Here is a 16,707-nt window from a genome sequence, read left to right on the forward strand (position 1 = left end):
ACGATCAACCTCATTGATACGGAGGCTGCATGAAGGGTTCCACCTACCGCCGCTGCTACTGCCGCGACGCCGAGACCGGCAAGCCGTTCGGCAAGAACTGCCCCAAGCTCTCCAGCCGGAAGCACGGCTCGTACTCGATACGCCAGGAGCTGCCCAACCGGCCCGACGGAACGCGTCGGGCCTTCAACCGCGCCGGCTACACGACCCTCAAAGCCGCTCAGGACGACCTCGACCAGGTGCGCGGCCTCCTCGCCCTGGCCGGTGAGGACGACCCCGAGGGCATCGCCCTGATCGCGGCCCTGCTGGAGCAGGTGGCCGACGAGAAGGCGGCCATTCCCGAGATCGAGGAGACCCGACGTCGCCTTGCCTCGGGCCAGGACCTGGCCAACCGCCTCACCGTCGGCGAATGGCTGGACCAGTGGCTCGCGGGCAAGCGCGGGCGGCAGACCGCGATCAGCCGGGACGAGAGCAGCATCCGGCTGCACATCAAGCCGTACGTCGGCCACCACCGGCTCGACCGGTTGCGGGTGTCCCACCTGGACGAGATGTTCGCCTCGATCGCCGAGGCCAACGTCGAGATCGTGGAGGCGAACGCCGAGCGACAGGCCGCGGTCGACGAGCTCGCGCTGATCCCGTGGAAGGGGCGCGAGCACCGGGCCCGGCGCAAGGCGCTCAAGGCCCAGATCGCCGCCATGCCACCGTTCCGACGCACCGTCAGTGCCGCTGCCTGCCAGCGGATCCGGTCGACGCTGCGTGCCGGGCTGAACGCGGCGATCAAGCGTCAGATCATCACCTTCAACCCGGCGTCCCATGTCGAGTTGGAGGCGCGCAAGCGCCCGAAGGCGCTGGTGTGGACGGACGAGCGGATCGAGCACTGGCGCCGCACCGGTGAGCGGCCCTCCCCCGTCATGGTGTGGACGCCCGAGCAGACCGGCGCCTTCCTGGACCACGCCATGCAGGACCGGTTGTACGCGCTGTTCCACCTGATCACGTTCCGCGGCCTGCGCCGGGGCGAGGCGTGCGGGCAGCGGTGGATGGACACCGACCTGTCGGGCGGGCTCCTCACGGTGGCCAAGCAGCTCGTCGTCGACGGCTGGGAGGTCTACGAGGACGACCCCAAGACCGACGCCGGCGCGCGCACGATCGCGCTCGACACCGATACCGTCGCGGTCCTGCGCGACCACCGGGAGCGCCAGGAGGCCGACCGCGCGAAGTGGGATACCGCCTGGGTCGAGACCGGGCGCGTCTTCACCCGCGAGGACGGCAGCTGGCTCCACCCGGTGAACGTCTCAGACCGCTTCAAGGAGCTCTGCGCGGAGGTCGGGCTGCCGCCGATCCGGCTGCACGACCTTCGGCACGGCGCGGCGAGTCTCGCTCACGCCGCCGGCGCGGACCTGCACGCGATCAAGGAGATGCTCGGCCACTCGTCGATCGCGATCACCTCGGACACCTACACGTCGCTGCTCCCCCAGGTCGACCGTGCCATCGCCGAGGCCGCCGCGCGCCTCGTCCCGCGGGCCACCAAGCCCGCCGCGGGGTCCGCCGCCGTGCTGCCTGGGGATGCCGGGTCCGGGGCCGTTCCGGCGGCTGCTGAGCCGTCCGCTCACGCATCGCTCACGCAGACGGCCCCGGACGAGGTGTCCGGGGCCGTCGAAGAGCAGTCCGGAAGGCCGAAGTTGCAGGTCATCCGGGGTGGTGCCGAGAGCCCCCTGTCGGGTTCGAACCGACGACCCCCGCTTTACAAGTTTTCTCCGGGCAAGCCCCTGACCTGCGAGAACGTAGCTGACAGGGCGTCTGACCTGCGAAAGTCACTCTCGGCGACTCTCGCTGTCCCCCATCGTTTCTCGTCCTCATGTGTGCCGATTCCGTGCTTCGTGCTGCCTCATAGCCCGCGCAGCGGATTCTTGGCACCTGCAACCATCAGCTTGCGCCGCGATCGAACATTACCCCGACCCCACCAACTCACGGAGCACGACGGACGGACGCCCCACCGGCCGCCGCCCAGGGGTTCCTGCTGTCCGGGACCACACCCGTAACCACGGACAGTAACTGCCGCGGACCCATCACCTGGCTCCCGACGGGACTGCCAGCGCTCAGCAGCCGGTCGTCCGCTGTCGCCCGAACTACTGCACGGCTCTACAGTCACTTTCCCCCGGAGGCCCGCCACGCGAGCGATTTGTCGACCGCACTCTGCACTTTGTCCGCGATCGGCACGCCGCCGGTGACCACGGACAACGCCGCTGCCACCAGCAGACTAATCCTGATGCTTGAGCCGACCTGGTTCACATTGAGCGCATCGATCAGAGGCAACGTGAAGGCGAAGACGGCCAGGACAGTGGCCGGCCAAAGTCGTTGCCAGAGGCGGAACCATCGGCGCGGAACAGCCACCTCCGGGGCGTGCTCGGTGAGAGCAGCCCAGTCACCGCCCGACCAAGCGACCAGCGCACGGCACAGTGACGCCTCCGTGGTGTCCAATTGAGCGGCACCCGACGCGGTCAGCACAGGCCCTTTGTGCATCCGGATCACAGCAGCCAATTTGGCTCCTTCCTGCCGGGCCACCGCCCGCGTGCCCGCATCCGCCAGGGGCAGCCGAACCGCGAGAGGCGGGTAGTACTCGGCCGTCCAGGCCAGAGCTTCAAGGCTGCTGAGGATGGAGCGGGAACTTGCATTCGTCCATTCTCCGGTCCGTCGTGCTTGCCCCAGACGGGCAGCGACGGAATGGAGCTCCAACATCAACGTATCCAGTGGCTGCTGAGGCTGAGCGCGGCGGAGTCCCCGGTAGCGCAGCCACTCAACGGCGGTCGTCAGCGCGGCCAGGCCGATGGCGATGTCGATCACGCAGAACCTGGCCAGATCGCTGCTACCGGTCTGCCTCGTCACTCCGGGTGCGTGGTGTGCGACGAGCATCATCCCGACGACTGCGACGGGGATCAGCAACGCATAGCCTCGACCGAGGAAGTGGGCAAACAGCTGGGGCCAGCGAATGATCTTCAGGGTTGCGAGCTTGCCGAAGCTGCGCGAGACAAGAAGAGCGCACGCAGTCGCGCCCATGCTGAAGGCCGACCAACTCAGCACATCAACGGTGGAGCCCGGCTGCGGCGACGAGATCATCACCGGAGTCGCAGCCACCGCGAAGAGAAGGGCGGCGATGGACATCTCCCCGCCGTAGACGAAGCTTCTCTGATGCACTGCGGTGCGTGAGCCGGCGTTCAGCAATGCCCCCGTGACAGCGACCCTCTCGGCATCGGTGAGCTCCTGGAGTTGCTGGCTCTGCGCCACGATCTTGCGATGAATCGATGCCTCTTCTTGCCTGAGCCTGAACGTGATTCCCATCGCACCCCCCTGGTTTCCCTGTGTGTGCAGCCGATGATTCCAGGCCCCTGCCGACCCGAGGCGAAGCAGCCTGTATGAGCAGATCAGGGGCGATGCCATGACTGGCGGGCCTCGCACGCTGGCACGACCGTGAGCCGATGTGACCGGCTCCGGGGTCGCTGAGGCGATAGGTTGGGCCGCCGAACCGACGTTCGCTGACCCATCGCAGCGAGGCGGGAGTGCGGTTGCCAGGTTGGTGACCGGTACCGACCTGCGGGGGCGAAGGCTGGAGCTCACCGGCGGACTGAATACACGGATCTCGGCGGGGCCGACGCGATACAGTACGGTGTGTGCCATCACGGCCCGCCCTTGTAGCTCAGTTGGCCAGAGCACCTGTCTTGTAAACAGGGGGTCATCGGTTCGAATCCGATCGGGGGCTCAGCAGAAGGTCCCGACCCCAACGGGTCGGGACCTTCTCTGTTTGCTCAGCACCGCGTCCCAGACCACAGCGAGCCGTCCGCCGAAGCCGCGGGCCTCGATGATCTCGGTCGACCTGCGACGAGCAGAGGCCGAACCGGTGGTGGCTGGCTCGGCGGCGCTGGACTGACCTGACTCCCTCCGCCGACAGGTACACACGGGTCTGCGATCATCCCGGTCATGACGAGAGTCGAGCACGGGAACGTGATCACCATCGCCGCCGGAGTGCCGTCTCGGGTGGAGCGGGAGTGGGCGGTGTACCTCCACCGGCGAGGGAAGAGTCGGCGTGGCGACGGGTGGATCGAGCAGCACGGCGAAAACGAGTATCGAGTCCTCACACGCCGTCGCGGTGTGAACAGCCGAGAACGTCCTGCCGGATCGAGCACCACTCTGACGGGCGCTGCCGAAAAGGTTGCCCGACGTCTGTACCCGTGGGTGATTGCGTGGCAGGTGGACAAATCATCCTCCTGAGCACCCTGACCGTCTCAGCGTGCGCAGTCCAGGCACTGAGCGCACCGTCGAGGTATGGGTGTGCTGGTGCTGCTGGAAGTCCTTGAGGGATTCCTCCCTGATGAACCGGACCCCGCCTTCGTCCGGTCGGTCCACGCCGCTGCGAGCGATCCTGACGTGCCGGAGGACCCGTTGCCTGCAACGCTCTGCGGGATTTCCACCGATCCCTTGGTGCACTCGCACTACCGGGCCGGCTACGGGCAGCCGTGGTACCCGGCGGAGCTGGAGGACCGGCGGTGCCGGGAATGCGAAAGGGCGCTGAAGCGGATGTGACGCAACTGCCAGCCATAAGCCCCCAGCAGCTCAGCGGATGCGCGGGCCCCGCTGGTCCTGGCGGACCTGCTGCGGCTGCTGAACTTGCGCCTGCGGAGCAGCAGGGCGCTGGGACGGAGCGTGGTTCTGGCGCTGCTCGGCGGGTTCGACCCGGCGCGTCGGCGCAGACCGGGTGGCGCGGGCGGGTTGTCCGCCGCGCTGCTGGAGCTGTTCGCGGTGGGCCTGGCGCTCGGCCTGGCGACCGGCTCGGCGGCGCTCGGCGAGGCTCGGCTGGTGCCCTTCCTCGGCCTGCGGCTGCTGGGGCTGGGTGGCCTCGCTGGTGAGCAGGCGGCGCTCGGCGAGCACCGTGCCGACCTGCTCGGCAACGTGCTGCTGGGCAAGCGCGGCGTCGTCCAGGCGCGGGAGGCTGGCGAGCCAGGTGGCGCCGGTCCGGGTGGCGACGGTGTGCAGGATCTCGGCCTGGTCTGCCTCGGGCAGGGCGCGGTAGACGTCGGCGGCGAGCTGGCGGCGGGCCTGCTGGTCGGAGTCCGCGGTGGTGGCCACCGGGGCGGTCGGCGCGGCGACGATGCGGCGGGCGGCGATGGCGGCTGCGGTGGCCTGCCAGTAGGCGTGGTGACCGGTGCGCCCTTCCTCGATGTATGGGCCGGCGGGCTGGGCGGCGTTGTCGTCGGTGACCTTGTACTGGTCGCGGTAGGCGGCGACGACCGCGAGCTGCTGCTGCCAGTGGGCACGCTGGGTGGGGTCCTGCGGGGCTTCGCCGAGGGTCTGGCTCCACTCCGGGCGGTTCTCCACCGCGCGTTCGGCGAGCACCGTGAAGCGGTTGGCGATCAGCGCGGCGCTGTCGGTGAGGTACTCGTGGTGGACCGGGTTGGCCGCGGTGGAGCGCGGCACAGCGCTGATCCAGGCCGGGAGGTCGGCCCTCCCGGAGGCGGCGCGGGTGTGGGCGAGCGCCTGCTGCTGGGCGCGCTGGAGCAGTTCGGGCAGCGCAGTGCGGCCGGTCACCTCGGAGAGGGCGGTCTCCGCGGTGGTGCCGGTGTTCTCGATGGTCTTCAGCGTCCAGGCGAGGGTGCGCCACAGCTCGGTCTCGGTGCGGTCGCTCTGCTGGGCGGTGGTCGCCGGGGCGTTGTTGGCGAGGTGGCGGCCGATGCGCCAGGCGAGGACCTGGCTGAGACTGTCGGCGCCGGTGAGCGGGCGGCTCTCAGCCACCTGGCGCAGCAGAGCGGCGGGTTCGTGGCCGGCGGTCTCGGCGCGGCGCAGGGCGGCGGTGAGGGCGGGCCAGGTGTTCTCGTTGCGGGCGCGGGTGGCGTGTTCGTCGCCGAGGATGTCGGCGGCGAGGGCCTGGTGGCGAAGGGCTTCGGGGGTGTTCTGGTGGGCTTCTGGGGTGCCGTCGGTGGCCAGGGTGGTGCGGGCGGCGCGGGTCAGGGCGGTGACCGGGTCGCTGGCATTGGTGGCCTGGGTGGCGGCGGTGGTGAGCAGGGCGGTGGTGTCGTGGCCGGTGCGTTCGGCGGCGGCTAGGGCGCCGGCGAGGTGGGGCCACTGCGGGTGGGCGGTGACCTTGTCGGTGGTGGTGCTGAGCGCAGTGGCGGCGGCGGTGGCGTAGCGGTTGAGGGTGTCCGCGGGGACATGCGGGTGCGCGTCGGGGGCCTGGGCGGCTGCGGGCGCGATGCGCAGGGCGGCCGGTTCGGCGGTCGCGCTCTCGGGGTCGAACCGGTGGGCGGGCAGGTTGGTGAGCGCCGCGACAAGCGCGGCGTAGCGGGTGGTGTCGGCGGTAGTGGGGGCGTTGAGGTGTGCCGGGGCGGGGCGGTCTTCGGTGATGGTGTTCAGGCGCCAGGCGAGGGCCTGGGCCGGGGAGTCGGCGCCGGTGAGGTCGCCGCGCCAGGTGGCTGCGGCGATGAGGCGCTCGGGCTGCCAGCCGTCGGCTTCGGCGCCTCGCAGGGCGCGGGCGACGGCGGTGAAGGCGTCGTCGGTGGTGACCTGCTCGGCGAGGGCGGGGCCGAGGAGTCGGTGGACGAGCTGCTGGTAGTACGGGGTGGTGAGGGTCTCGGTGGCGTGCTGGTGGCGGGGCGCGAGCGTGGCCAGGGAGACGGCGTCTTCCTGGGCGTTGCGGATGGTGTCGGTGGCGGAGAGCTGGGCGCCCTCGCGGTTCAGTACGCGCTCCAGCACCTCGCGGGCGGCGAAGGTGTCGGGGTCGTGCTTGGTCTGGTCGAGCTGGTCGTCGTTGTCGAACGGCAGCAGGTCGTGGGTGGTGGTGTAGATGGTGGTCTTGTGGCGGGCGCGGGTCAGCTGGACGTACAGGTCCTCGCGGGTCATGTCCTCGGTGACCAGCGGGTGGGCGGTGTCCACAGTGGAGCCCTGGGAGCGCATGACGGTGGAGGCGTAGAGCAGCTGGACGTGGGCGGCGACGTACTCGGCGGGCAGGCTGAGGCGTCCGCGGTGGCCCATGTGGCGGACCTTGAGTGAGCCGTCCTCGTGGCGCTTGAGGACCTGCCAGGCGTCGCCGTTCTTGACGAAGTCGCGCCCTCGGTTGGTGGTGATCTTGCGGTTGTTGTCGCGGGTGACGATCCAGTCGCCCCGGCCGGCGCGGTTGCCGTCGCGCAGCAGGACTCCGTCGGCTTCGACCTGGCTGGCGGCCACGCGCTCGTCGCGGGCGCGGGCGGACAGGGCGGTGACGTCGGCGCCGGCGGCGGCGCTGATCAGGGTGGTGCGGCCTGCGAGCATGTCGGTCTTCCAACCGTCGTAGGCGGCTTCGATCATGGCGGTGCGGGAGCCGGCGACGACCCGGTTGTTGGCGAGGTAGAAGTCGAGTCCGGCGTTGTTGCCGACGCGGATCTTGAGCGTGGCGTTCGCTTCGGCCTTGTTGCTGAACCGGTGGAGCTGGGTGAGTTCGACGGCGCCGGCTTCGGCGGCGATCAGGCGCAGTGCGCCGCCGGATTCGACGGAGGCGAGTTGGCGGTAGTCGCCGAGCAGGCGCACGGTCGCGCCGCGGTGGGCGGCGATGCGCGTGAGGTTGTCCAGGTTGAAGGTGCCCGCCATGCCGGCCTCGTCCACCAGGATGACGTCGCCGGGGTTAAGGGCGAATGAGGCCCGGTGGGAGGGCACGTTCTGGCCGGTGCTCAAGGCGCCTGCGTGCTTGCCGCCGGTGTACTCCCAGAGGAACTTGTGGAGGTTCTCGGCGGGCTGCTTGAGGTCGGCGGCGAGGACAGCGGCGGCTGCGGCGGAGGTGGCGAGCGGGACGACGCGCTGGCCGGCCTGGGCGGCGACGTGGACGTACGCCTGCATCGCGGTGGTCTTGCCGGAGCCCGCGGGGCCGAGGCCGACGGCGAGCAGGCGGTGGTCGGTGGCGAACGCGGTGACCAGGGCCCGCTGGCCGTCGTCCAGGGCGCGGTTGCGGGCCTCGAAGCCGTCGAGCGCGGCGCCGACGAAGCCTGCGTTCAGGCCGCTGGTGGTGGGGGTGGTGGCGGCGGTGACGAGCCGGGTCTCGGCGGCGATGATGTCGCGGCTGGTGTAGCGGGCGGAGGCGTGCTGGACGAACACGCTGTCGCCGTTGGAGCGCCGCAGTTCCTCGGGCTCGGTCAGCAGCGCGGGGGCGTCCACGCGGATGCTGTGGACCGGGGAGACGGCTTCGGTGACGATCGCCTCGACCAGGGCCTGGTGCTCGGCGGTGTCGGTGGTGGGGTGCTCGGAGCGGGCCAGGCGCTCGGCGTGGGCGCGCAGGTTCCACACCGTCCACACGGCCCGCTCTTCAGCGACGGCGGTGATCACGGCAGCGGCCAGGGTCGGGATCTCGACCGGTTCCTGCTCGCCGTCCTCAATGGTAGTGGCAGCACTTCCGGCGGCGGGAACGGCCGCCATGACGCGCTCGATGATGTCCTCGCCGTGGGCGGCGGTGACGGTCTGGGTCCAGTCGGCGCGCATCTCCTGAAGGGATCGGGCGGCCTTCTTGCCCTCGCGGGTATCGAGGTTGGCCTGGCGGGCGAGCTGGTGGGTCATCCCCCGGGAGGGGTCGTGCCCGTGGTCGCGGCGGTACTCGCGCAGCAGCTGCTCGTAGCGGGCTTCGATCTCGGTCCGGCGGGAGGAGAAGTGGGTGATCGCCTCGACCGGGATGCCGACGATCTCGCGCACCGGCTGCCGCTTGGTGACGGCGTCCTCGCGGGCCTCGAAGGTGACGCCCAGGCGCGCGGACAGCTCGGTCTCAAAGCGGGAGTTGTAGAACTCGGAGGCCGCCACGGTCATGGCGTAGAGGGCGCGGGCGTCCAGCGAGCGCCACTTCCCGTCGATGCCCTGGATCTTGTTGGAGATGGCGACGTGGGTGTGGAGGTTGGGGTCGCCGGCCCGCGAGTCGAAGTGGTCGAAGGCCACCGCGATCAGGCCCTTGGTCTCGATCTGGGCCTGTCCAGTGCTGCCAGTACGGGTGAACGCGGCGTGCTCTTCGAGCAACGCGAACGCGGCGTCCCGGGCGGCCTCGTGGGCCTCGCGCACAGCGGCGCGCACTTCCTCGCGCTCGTCCAGCGCCCACAGCACGGCGGCGGACTTCACGGGTGCGAAGACGGCGTCGAAGCCGGCGACGGCGGCCCGCTGGCGGGTGGACTCCTCGCGCTGGATCTTCTTGATCTCGGCCCGGGTGGGCTCGCGGCGGGCCTGCTTCTCGATGACGGCCAGGCGCTTCTCGACACGCTCGGCGAAGGGGTCGAGTGCCTTGTACTCGGGGAAGGCGCGGCCGAGGGTCGCGGTCTTGATCGCGGCGGCGCGAACGGCCTTGAGCTGCTCGTCGTCCATGTCGGCGCGCACGTTGGCGGCCAGGTGCTCGGCGATGATCCGCTCGGCCTCGGGGTGCTGTCCCAGGCCGTACAGCAGCTTCATCTGCTCCTCGGTGACGGTGGCGCCGTCGAGTCCGAGCAGGGGCGCACCCCGCCCGAGCCAGATGCCCGGCGGGTTGCCCTTCTGGGTGTAGTACTCCGCTGCTGACTGTCCCCGCTGACGCTGTACGTCGCCGCCCGCGACCTGGCGCGTCAGGTAGGTGTAGCCGGTACCGGAGGTGAGCTTGTGGATGGTCATCAACGCGACCACCCCCAGCTTTTCCGATTCCGGACGAGGGTGGGTGCGACGGCTATTCGAGCCGCCGATTCACCTGCCTCATCAAATGTCATGTGAGCACTTTAGCCCCGCGCAGCGGACCATACTCAGATTATCTGCAAGAGGTGTCTGGATGGCTTTCATTTGCTGGCAGATTGGCAGGTCAGAGCAGGTCAGCAGCGGTTTTTGTGATGCGCGCCTCGGCTTTCCTATCGAGAGTTCTCGATGCTTATCAGCGTTTATCGAGAGGGAATCCAGGGGGTTTGTCACCTGGGGTTTTGCGGTTATGGTTCAGGCATGAGCGGACGAATTTCGGCGTCGCGGGCCAGTGCGGCTCGGGCGGCGCAGCAGGCGAAGGCAGCGCGGGACGCGGAGCGTCTCCGGCGCGAGCGGCAGGTGGAGTCGGCACTGACCGACTTCTACGAGCAGACGGGGAGGGCGGATCAGCTGAGGGAGAGCGCGAGCGCTCGGGCGGCGAAGGTCGTGGCGGACGCGGAGGCAGCGGCGAAGGAGCCAGAACGGCTGGCGAAGCTGGCCGTCGTGAGGCTCCAGGATCTGGGCGAGCCGCGTGATCAGATCGCGGAGCTGACGGGGCTGACGCTGGCGGAGGTTAGGGCGGTCCTCGCGGAGGTGGCTGGCGGCAGGAAGCCGCAGGCTGACGAGCGAAGCGCCGCGGCGGCTGCGCCGGAAGTGGTGCCCGGTGCTGCGGAGCCGGTGGGCGCGGTGGCCGGCTCCGGCGGCACCGGGCCGGGCGAAGCGACGAAGGGGTGAGCGGAAGGTGCCCGGTGCTGATGGGCAGCGCTCGGGCGCAGTGGAACGACGACGGCGCTGCCGACCGTGATGGTCGGCAGCGCCGTCGTCGTGTTGGGGGTGTTACTGGGCAGCCGGGGGGTTCCAGAAGGCGTCGAACACCTTCGGGTCGTAGCGCCTGCCGTCCTCGGTCTCGATCGGGTGCGGGACAGCTTGGCCGGCCTTCTGCGCGCGGCTGATCCGCTGGCTGATCGCGCTGAGGGTGACGCCGTAGTGGGCGGCCAGTTCGGTGGCCGTTCGCGGGGGTCCGGCCAACCACGCGCGGTGTTCGACGGTGCCCTTGGGGTCGTAGCCGAATTCGAGCAGCACGGCTGCCTGCTCGGGGCTCGGCTTCCCCTTGGCGGGCAGGTAGCCGAGTTCGACCAGGACGGCGGTCTGCTCGGCGGTGAGCGGGCCCGACTCCGGCAGGTAGCCGAGTCGCCAGAGCACCGGCAGCAAAGCGGCTGCGGGCCACACCCGCGAGCGGCCGACCTTGCCGCTGCTGAGGTCGGCGACCTCGGGGCGGCGGACCAGAGTCTTGACGGCTTCCTTGCCCCGGCCGGTGAGCCGTTCGATCATGGCGGTGGTGAGCACGTTGAGCACCGGCGTGGCGGTCGGCGCGCCAGCCCGGACCGGGGCTTCCGTGCTGCCGCGGGGGCCTGTGCGGCCGGACCGCCGGCTCAGCCAAGCCTTGACCGCGCCCCAGTTGTACGTGCCAAGGGCGTCGGCGGCCGGAAACGGGTCGTTGCTGTCCCTGTAGAGGGCGGGCAGCGGGCTGATGGAACCGCGATTGGTGCCGGTGCGGTGCGCGATCTCGGTGATGGTGACGCGGTCGCCGTCGGCCCCCGGCAGCTCCTCCACGTTGATCCGCGTGGCCTGGTTGGCGCGCATCCACTCGGCGCAGGCTTCACGCGGGAACCGCTGCTCACCCTGGTCGTCGGGGACGGCGGACCCCGGCCACTGCGGGTCCTTGGTGAGGCGGCGAACAGTGGACTCGGACAGGCCGGTCGCGCTGACGATGTCGGCGACGCTGAGACTGTCGGACGGGGCAGCGGCCAACCGCTCGGCGAGCGTCGGGGCGGGGGCCATCAGCTGGTCTCCTTCGGGTGAGGCCGGCAGGAGTGACGGCCTCCCCGTTCCGGCATGAACTAATCTACCTGCGCGAGGTAGCCGGTCTTTCGAGATCGGTCTTCGTGGGAGGGGGCCAGCAGCTTGCCCAGCCGATCCGCGAGGTCGGCACGGCTTCGGCCGTGCTGCTGGCCCCCGTCTTCCGTGGCTGCGGGGTCGTCGCGGCGGGGGTGAAGGATGCGGCGTACCTCGTAGACGCTCCACTGTTGCCGCTGAAGGTGCTGCTGGAACTCGGCGAGGACGTCGGTCAGCCCGTGGGTGCGGGCGAGGTCCTGGGCGGCGACGGTCCCGTAGAGCTTCGAGCGCGGGTTGAGGGCCATGGCGGTGTACTCCAGGGCGAGCGCCTGGGCGCCAATGGCCGGCTCCGTGCGCCACCGCTCGATCAGCTCGGCCCGGCCGCGGTGGCCCGCTGAGAAGGGGCAGTAGCCGCAGGCGGAACGCGACCATGGTTCACCGAAGCGGTCGAGAAGGTACTGGCCGCACCGGTGGCGGTCCCACCCCCAGTCGTCGATCAGCGGGTACTCGGGGCGGCGGCCGATGGCGGTGAAGCCTTCGTCGCGGGCGGCCCGGCGCAGTTCCTCCGCGGCGAAGCCAACGGCGTGCCGGAAGGGCTGGCCGCTGAACTCGTCGGCCAGCCACCCGTCGAGCACCTGGCCTTTCGCTCGCCAGCTGCACAGCCTGCGTTTGGCCGCGATCTGCGGGACGGTGCCGCTGGCGCGCAGTTCGTCTGAGAGCCGCCACGGCCCTCGCATGATCAGCCTGCGCGGACTGCGCGAGTCGTCCAGCACGGTGCAGCCGCCCTGCTGGCTGCTGCGGCCGATCTGCACGAAGCGCGTGCCGGTGTCGCGCAGCAGCGGCAGCAGGTGGTCCTCGGTGAGCCTGCGGGTGACGTCCGGCTCGTCTCCGGTCATCGCGGTGAGCACGGTCAGCCGGTCGAGCGGGAAGGTGCGGGTCGCCGGCTCGGTGAGCCACCGGGTCAGGATTGCTGCACTGTCCAGGCCCATTCCGTAACTGAGAACGATTGGCAGTTCGGCGTCGGCGGGTACGGGGTCGGTGCGGATCATGCGGCGCAGCCCTCCGTACGGTGCGGGAGCGTACGGGGAGCGGCTCCGCACGGGCGCAGGGGCCGTACGGGGTTGGCGTCCGTACGCTCGGCGGCTTCGATGATCTGCGTCATCGAGAGGTCGCGGCGGAAGGGCTGTCCGATCTCGTCCTCGACCAGGGCGTAGTCGAGTGCGGTGTCCGGGTTCTGCCGTGCGGAGGCGATGAGGGCGCTGCGACCGGCGAACGGGCACAGCTTGCAGGACAGGCGGGGTACGTGCTGGTAGGCCGGGTGCGGCGGGATGCCGCTGGCCCGTACGGTCTTCCACACGTCATCGGTGCTGAGTTGGTGGATGGGCAGCCAGGTGGTGACCTGGCGTCGGCCGGAGCTGGCCCCGCGGTCCAGGGCGACGGCGGGGCGGCGGGCCCGGACGGTGCTCTCGGCGGCGCGCAGACCGAGCCCGGTGACGAGGTGGGCGGGCCGGCCGGTGACGCCAAGGCGGGCGGTCAGCTCGGTGTAGAACTTCCTGGCCACGTCGCGCTTCAAGTAGGAACGGCAGTAGGGAGTGCCGGGTCCGGGCCAGAGGCCGCGGGCTCGGACCAGGTCGAGCAGGCCGCCACGTTCGCGGCGCCGGACCTCGAAGGGGAGTCCGTACGCGGCGGCCTGTTCCGCTGCGAGGGCTGGCACTCCGTCCCACTCGGCGGCTCCGAGGTCCAGATGGAGTACGACGGTACGTTCCAGCATCTCCTCTGTGGCGGTGGTGGCCCACAGGTGGAGCATGGCGGCGCTGTCCTTGCCCGCGCTGTTGTTCAGCACGTAGGCGTCAGCGTCACGCAGTTGCGGCGGTATGTGGAGGATGGTGCTCACGCGCGGGTTCCTCGTACGGGTTCGGTGCGGGCTGCGAGGTGGGTGGTACGGGCCGGTCGTCAGCGTCCCGGGGCGTACGGATCGGGCTGAGGGGCTGCGGCGCAGCCGTACGGGCAGCAGGCTCCTCGGTGACAACGGGCTCCGGACGGCCCTGGTGGAGCGTGCGGGCTTCGGCTACGCGCTTCTCGCACCACGACCGGCCATAGCCGGTCGTACGGGTCAGCTCGTCGTAGTCCGGTCGCCAGTGCGGATCGGCGCGCATCGCGGTCAACAGGTCGGTCATGACGCGCAGCCGGGTCGGCCGTTGCCGGGGCGGCTGCGGCGGGTTGGGCTGGTCGTCGGGGCCGGGCCCGGTGTCCGCTTCGGCGGGCTCCTGCTCCTGGGGCTGCTCGACCTGTTGTGCCGGGGACTGCTCCGCGGTGGCCGCAGGGTCCTCGTCGGTGACGTCGGCGTCGGCCCCCTCGTCGGTCTCGGCGGGCGGGTCCGCGGGTTCGGACGGCGCTGCCGCGGTCGGCCGGTCGGCTGGGCGGGACTCGATGATTCCAGCGGCGGCCAGAAACGCGACGGCCGGCCAAGCGGCCATCACGTATCCCCAGGGTGTGGACTGGGCGACGGCGAGGTTGGCGGCCAGGCTCATGACGACGCCGAGGACCAGGACGCCGCGGGGCCAGCGGGCGGGGTGCCCGCGCAGCTTCCTGCGGCGCAGTTCGGAGACTGCACCGATGGCCATCAGCTCGACCGACACGGCGATGGCGTACGCCACCCACCCGGTCTGGCCGGCGCGGTCGGCGGTCTGAACGACGTGCTTGAAGCTCACCGCGAACGCGCAGACGCCAAGGATGCCGACGACGATGTCCGCGGTGGGTGCGTCGGCGTCGCGCGGGAACTGGAGCCGGTGAGGCAGGGGCTGCACGGGTGCGCCGTCGCGGGCCGCCGTGGTGCCGGTGTGGACGGGGGTCACGTGGTGTTGGTCTCTCGGCTTCGTGGGATGTCGCAGCCCGGTTGCCCTCCGGGCCGCGCCTGTTCATCGGTCGGGGCCTGGTGTCAGTGAGCGGTGCGCAGGTGTCGGCGGCGTTCCTCGTCCACGTAGCCCTTGCCGGGGCACTGGATCGACCACCCGCAGGTGCACACGGCCTTGGAGTAGGCACGCCCGCCGCAGCCGATGACGAGGGGCTTGCCGCTGCTGGTGTGCCGGTGGTCAGGCGGGCACGAGGTGCCGTCGGCGTGGTGGTCGGTGCGGGGCGCGGTGAACCTGGCCGCAGGGATGGTGTCCTTTGGCTGGAGGGCCCGGAGCGGTCCCGGCATGCCGCTGGTGCCCGTGCGGCTGAGGGCTTCCTGCTCGGCGTCCCACTCGGCCTGGGTGTGGGCGTCGCCGACCACCAGGGGCTCGGTGTGGTCGTACCAGGTCTTCCCGTCGCCCGCGACGATGCGTTCGGCCTCGGCCTGGGCTGCCTCGCGGGTGGGCGCGAGTACGGGCACCACGTGCACGTTGATGACGTCGATGGCGACGATGTAGTTGGGCATGCTGCTGTCTCCTGCGGTGCTCGGGGTGGGGCCTGGCGGTCTGGCCGGCCTCGGCGCGGTCCGGAGGTGTGTCCGGGCCGCACCGGGGCGGGTCAGGCCGCCAGGTCAGTGCTGCCGACGAGCGGGCCGTGGCGGCATTCCTGGAAGAGAGCGGGGCGCATTTTCACGCCGTCGCCTTCGCGGGCCCAGTCGGAGCTGTTGCCGGGGTCGGTGCGGAAGATGACGAACAGGGGTCCGCCATCGGCGGGGACGACCACTCGGGCCCCGTGCGCGCTCCACCCGGCTCCGGCCTCGGACGGCGGGGCCTCGCTGGCGACGCCGTAGCGGACTCGGCCATCTTTCTCGGTCCAGCGCTGCCAGCCCTTGCCCTTGCACCGGGTCTTGCTGGGCATCGGGACACGGCGGGGGTCGGGCCCGATCTTCACCATGCGGCCGGGGCCGGTGGTCCGGGACAGGCCCAAGGCGAACTGCACGACCTTGGTGTGCTTGGCCTGCGCCCCGAGCTGAGCCGGGGTGGTGACGGTAACGGGGTTCTCCTCGCCGGGCAGGCGGAGTGTGGTGGTGAGGGTGGCGGGGGTGGGCACTGGTGTCTCCTGCGAATGATGCGGGGGTGGATCAGGACTCGGAGGCGCTTGCCAGGTCCTCCCAGTGGCTGCCGTTCCAGAACTGGGTCTCGGCGTCCGGGGTGAGCGGCTGTCCGAGGGCTTCGCGCAGTCGGCGGCGGTCGGTGAGGGTGGCGGGCATCACGGCGGTTCCGGTGATGGTGGTGCCGGCCGGGGTGACCTCGCGGAGCATCGTGCGGCCGTGGCGCTCCTGGGCCCGAAGCGAGCGGGTGATGTTGAACTCCTCGACCAGCAGGTCGAGCAGCAGCGACAGACCGACAGGCTCGCCCTCGAAGCGGCAGGCGTCGGCGAAGCTGGCGAACTCGGCAGCGGTGAAGCTGCCGTGGGGCACGAACTCCGTGCTGCCTCCGTCGCCGTAGTTCTCGGCGGTGCCGATCTTGCGACGGCCGTGGCTGATGTTGGCCTGGAACGGGGTTCCGCGGAGCAACTCCAGCGTCCGGCAGATAGTGACCTCGTAGCGGGGCTGGTCGGGGGTTTGGAGCCCGGTGTGGGGCAGGGTGGGCACGTGGTTCTCCTGGGTGGTGCTGGAAGGTGAAGGTGGGCAGCAGGGAGTGCCGCGCGGGGTTGGGCCGTGGTGCGGGGTCGATCCCCGCGGCTGGGGCCGCCCGGCTGCGGGCGGCAGGGGCCGGCGGGCGGTGCGGCGGGCTGGTGCTGCGGTGGGAGAGCAGCGGACGGGGTTGGGCCGTGGTGCGGGGTCGATCCCCGCAGCTCGGCGCTCCCGGCCGGGGCCGCCCAGCTTCGTGCCGGGCGGCCGGTGGTTCGGTAGGCGGGCTGGTCAGAACGGCTGCGGCGTGAGTTCGACGATGACCCTCTCGATGCCGATGGTCGTCCGCTGGAGCTGGTCGCGGGCCTCGGCTGCGCGGTCGTCGCACAACTCGAAGTAGCGGACTTCGTCCTGCGGCTCGACGGGGAAGCCCTCGCGGTCCGGGTCGTAGGTGGGCAGGGCCGCGTGCAGCTTGTCTTCCCAGTCCTCTTCGAAGGTGGTGACTTCGGCGACGAGATCGCGCAGGCGGTCAGCGATGGCGTTCATGGTGGGATCTCCCGGTTCGCGCTGGGCTGCGGCGGCTGGTCCGTGCCGGGCCGCCCGGC

12 protein-coding genes, 1 tRNA gene and 1 pseudogene are annotated in these 16,707 nt (G+C 70.9%); 4 read left to right on the top strand and 10 right to left on the bottom strand.

The features are described 5' to 3' along the window. Positions 1–29: 29 nt before the first annotated feature. Positions 30–1,628 (top strand): annotated as a pseudogene (locus tag ABH928_RS14745) (tyrosine-type recombinase/integrase); the annotation flags it as partial. A 514-nt stretch (positions 1,629–2,142) separates the two neighbouring features. On the opposite strand, the gene ABH928_RS14750 reads toward ABH928_RS14745, so the two are convergent. Beyond that, complete coding sequence (locus ABH928_RS14750) at positions 2,143–3,333, bottom strand: hypothetical protein (RefSeq protein WP_370066222.1); 1,191 nt, start codon at positions 3,331–3,333, stop codon at positions 2,143–2,145. 344 nt (positions 3,334–3,677) lie between these two features. Here ABH928_RS14750 and ABH928_RS14755 point away from each other — a divergent pair. Both ABH928_RS14755 and ABH928_RS14760 read left to right on the top strand, forming a co-directional pair. Further along, a tRNA-Thr gene (locus ABH928_RS14755) sits at positions 3,678–3,751 on the top strand. 563 nt (positions 3,752–4,314) lie between these two features. Next, positions 4,315–4,572 carry a hypothetical protein gene (locus ABH928_RS14760; protein ID WP_370066224.1) on the top strand — a complete coding sequence of 86 codons (258 nt, stop codon included), beginning with the start codon at positions 4,315–4,317 and terminating at the stop codon, positions 4,570–4,572. Between the two features lie 30 nt (positions 4,573–4,602). On the opposite strand, the gene mobF is transcribed toward ABH928_RS14760, so the two are convergent. Then, complete coding sequence (gene mobF / locus ABH928_RS14765) at positions 4,603–9,627, bottom strand: MobF family relaxase (RefSeq protein ID WP_370066226.1); 5,025 nt, start codon at positions 9,625–9,627, stop codon at positions 4,603–4,605. 315 nt (positions 9,628–9,942) lie between these two features. Here mobF and ABH928_RS14770 point away from each other — a divergent pair, with 315 nt between their 5' ends. After that, positions 9,943–10,416 carry a hypothetical protein gene (locus ABH928_RS14770; RefSeq protein WP_370066228.1) on the top strand — a complete coding sequence of 158 codons (474 nt, stop codon included), beginning with the start codon at positions 9,943–9,945 and terminating at the stop codon, positions 10,414–10,416. A gap of 102 nt (positions 10,417–10,518) precedes the next feature. Here the strand turns inward: ABH928_RS14770 and ABH928_RS14775 are convergent, their stop codons facing one another. The 8 genes from ABH928_RS14775 to ABH928_RS14810 form a co-directional block, all read right to left on the bottom strand. After that, entirely contained in the window at positions 10,519–11,523 is a 1,005-nt protein-coding gene (locus tag ABH928_RS14775; RefSeq protein WP_370066230.1) for a hypothetical protein, read from the bottom strand. Between the two features lie 59 nt (positions 11,524–11,582). Then, positions 11,583–12,626 (bottom strand): hypothetical protein, encoded by a 1,044-nt coding sequence (locus ABH928_RS14780; protein ID WP_370066232.1) that lies wholly within the window; start codon positions 12,624–12,626, stop codon positions 11,583–11,585. Beyond that, positions 12,623–13,471 (bottom strand): phosphoadenosine phosphosulfate reductase family protein, encoded by an 849-nt coding sequence (locus tag ABH928_RS14785; RefSeq protein ID WP_370066234.1) that lies wholly within the window; start codon positions 13,469–13,471, stop codon positions 12,623–12,625. Before ABH928_RS14785 ends, ABH928_RS14780 begins: the two co-directional genes overlap by 4 nt. After that, a complete protein-coding gene (locus ABH928_RS14790; protein WP_370066236.1) occupies positions 13,434–14,432 on the bottom strand; it encodes a DUF2637 domain-containing protein in 999 nt (332 codons plus the stop codon). The genes ABH928_RS14785 and ABH928_RS14790 overlap by 38 nt, the downstream gene beginning before the upstream one ends. A gap of 83 nt (positions 14,433–14,515) precedes the next feature. Next, complete coding sequence (locus tag ABH928_RS14795) at positions 14,516–14,995, bottom strand: hypothetical protein (RefSeq protein WP_370066238.1); 480 nt, start codon at positions 14,993–14,995, stop codon at positions 14,516–14,518. A gap of 92 nt (positions 14,996–15,087) precedes the next feature. Then, on the bottom strand, positions 15,088–15,579 hold the full coding sequence (locus ABH928_RS14800; RefSeq protein ID WP_370066240.1) for a hypothetical protein: 492 nt from the start codon (positions 15,577–15,579) through the stop codon (positions 15,088–15,090). Between the two features lie 31 nt (positions 15,580–15,610). Beyond that, entirely contained in the window at positions 15,611–16,123 is a 513-nt protein-coding gene (locus ABH928_RS14805; RefSeq protein WP_370066242.1) for a hypothetical protein, read from the bottom strand. 270 nt (positions 16,124–16,393) lie between these two features. Then, entirely contained in the window at positions 16,394–16,648 is a 255-nt protein-coding gene (locus ABH928_RS14810; RefSeq protein ID WP_370066244.1) for a hypothetical protein, read from the bottom strand. Positions 16,649–16,707 lie beyond the last annotated feature (59 nt).

Origin of the sequence: Streptacidiphilus sp. MAP5-3 (genome assembly GCF_041262505.1) — a bacterium.
GTDB lineage: Bacteria > Actinomycetota > Actinomycetes > Streptomycetales > Streptomycetaceae > Streptacidiphilus.

Bases quoted from the DNA above. Each gene is read 5' to 3' on its own strand.
- ABH928_RS14750 (WP_370066222.1), bottom strand. From the start codon at position 3,333: ATGGGAATCACGTTCAGGCTCAGGCAAGAAGAGGCATCGATTCATCGC.
- ABH928_RS14760 (WP_370066224.1), top strand. From the start codon at position 4,315: ATGGGTGTGCTGGTGCTGCTGGAAGTCCTTGAGGGATTCCTCCCTGAT.
- mobF (WP_370066226.1), bottom strand. From the start codon at position 9,627: ATGACCATCCACAAGCTCACCTCCGGTACCGGCTACACCTACCTGACG.
- ABH928_RS14770 (WP_370066228.1), top strand. From the start codon at position 9,943: ATGAGCGGACGAATTTCGGCGTCGCGGGCCAGTGCGGCTCGGGCGGCG.
- ABH928_RS14775 (WP_370066230.1), bottom strand. From the start codon at position 11,523: ATGGCCCCCGCCCCGACGCTCGCCGAGCGGTTGGCCGCTGCCCCGTCC.
- ABH928_RS14780 (WP_370066232.1), bottom strand. From the start codon at position 12,626: ATGATCCGCACCGACCCCGTACCCGCCGACGCCGAACTGCCAATCGTT.
- ABH928_RS14795 (WP_370066238.1), bottom strand. From the start codon at position 14,995: ATGCCCAACTACATCGTCGCCATCGACGTCATCAACGTGCACGTGGTG.
- ABH928_RS14810 (WP_370066244.1), bottom strand. From the start codon at position 16,648: ATGAACGCCATCGCTGACCGCCTGCGCGATCTCGTCGCCGAAGTCACC.